The 2,046-nt window shown below is 42.4% G+C and carries 1 protein-coding gene and 1 pseudogene; both read left to right on the forward strand.

Annotated elements, in window-relative coordinates:
- Positions 1 to 312, forward strand: a pseudogene (locus QVD32_RS12975) (M6 family metalloprotease domain-containing protein); the annotation flags it as partial.
- Positions 313 to 414: 102 nt separating this feature from the next.
- Positions 415 to 2,046, forward strand: a 1,632-nt coding sequence (locus tag QVD32_RS12980) for a leucine-rich repeat domain-containing protein (RefSeq protein ID WP_287710358.1), incomplete at its 3' end; no start/stop codon positions are given.

Raw genomic sequence — 2,046 nt, forward strand, 5'->3', positions numbered from 1 at the left:
ACGGGTCTGACGGAAATCACGTGTAAAGCTGCGGTTCCACCTGTTTGCGATGCCGATTGTTTCTCCGGCGTAGAGCAGAGAGATTGTAAACTGTATGTGCCCGAGGGCTCGGTGGAGGCCTACCGGAATGCCCCGGTATGGCAGGACTTCGATATAATAGCGACCGACTTCTCGGGAATAGAGGAGATACGGGTCGATGAGGAATTGGACGAACCCCAATCGCCTTTGTATGACCTTCAAGGCCGTCGGGTGACGGGCACACCCGAGCGTGGCCTCTACATACGGAACGGAAAGAAAGTGTGGATAAAATAACAATGGCGAAGTTACCTTGACCGGCAGAGAGAAGGTGATTCTCGACCGTGGGACGACCATAAAACCGGGTACAAAATTTGAAGTACAACCTAAAAAATAGATATGATGAAGTTTGTAAAATACGACATTAAAAAAATAGAGATATTGCTAATGCTTCTCTTTGTTGCCTTTCAGTCGAGAGCCTATGACTTCGAGAAAGATGGTATCTATTACAATTTCAATGGTACGATTCCTTTTGAAGTGTTTGTAACTTATAGAGATAATCCATTTGATGTTGGTTATCAGCCTTCTTATTCGGGTGTTGTAGTGATACCTGAAACGGTAGAGTTTGCGAATAAATACTATCGAATTACTGAGATAGGCGATTTTGCATTTCGGGGTTGTTCATCTTTGTCTTCCATTGAAATACCGGGAAGTTGTACTACGATCGGATCCGGTGCTTTTGGGGGATGCGAAGGTTTAACCGAGATAATTTTACCTGAAAGTCTTTCTTATATAGGCAGTTCTGCTTTTAGTGGATGCACGTCGCTAATGACTGTGAATATACCAATCGGGATAAAATACATAGGTGGCTCTGCCTTTGGTGGTACTCCTTGGTATAATAACCAACCTAATGGAGAAATTTATTTTAATACGATATTCTATGCGTATAAGGGTAAAATGCCTCCCCAAACACACATAGATATCCGAGATGGGACAACCCAAATATCTGATGGCGCTTTTCGTTATTGTAGCGAATTAGCTTCTGTAACCATACCGGGTAGTGTTGACAAGATAGGGGTTTACGCTTTTAAAGATTGTGTCGGATTGACATCGGTCGAGATAGGCTATGGTGTAAAGATAATTGAAAATGAAGCGTTTGATCGTTGTATAAACCTAACTTCAATTTCACTACCGGAGAGTTTAACCACGATTGGACGAGGAGTGTTTATGAGATGTGAAAGTTTAGTTTCATTGTCCATACCTAAAAGTGTCAAGAATATAGGTTTTCGAGCTTTTGACGGTACTCCTTGGTATAACAACCAACCTGACGGGGTAATGTACATCAATGATATATTGTACACCTATAAAGGAGAAATGCCTTCCGATACTCATATTGATATACGAAAGGGCACTGTCGCTATATCGAGCGATGCCTTTGCAAGAAGCTCTAATCGTATGACCTCTTTAACGATACCGAAAAGTGTTACCTCGATAGGAGAATGGGCCTTTGCTCATTGTTATGATTTGAAATCAGTGACGATACCGGGCAGTGTGGTCGAGATAGGCGCCAATGCCTTTTATAGTGGAGGGTTAACTTCGATAACGATTGAAGATGGAGTCACTATTATAGGTAGTGAGGCATTTATGTACTGCAAGTTATTGACATCAATGGATATTCCAACCAGCGTGAAGAAAATAGGAACAAATGCATTTTTGTTTACTCCGTGGTATTCTGCCCAGCCAGATGGATTGATTTACATTAATGATATATTGTGTGATTATAAGGGATTGGCTCCTTATGATACACACTTGAAAGTTCGAGATGGTACAGTTTCCATATCAACAGCCACTTTTTTAGATCTGGAAAATATAGTTTCGGTAATGCTCCCCGGGAGTGTGTCGAGTATCGGTCAAGAGGCATTCAGCGGCTGTACGGGTCTGACGGAAATCACGTGTAAAGCCGCAGTTCCGCCCATTTGTGAGACCGATTGCTTCCTCGGCATAGGGCAGAGAGATTGTAAACTGTATGTG

Source organism: Barnesiella sp. (genome assembly GCF_022723415.1).
In the GTDB taxonomy this organism is placed as follows: domain Bacteria; phylum Bacteroidota; class Bacteroidia; order Bacteroidales; family Barnesiellaceae; genus Barnesiella; species Barnesiella intestinihominis.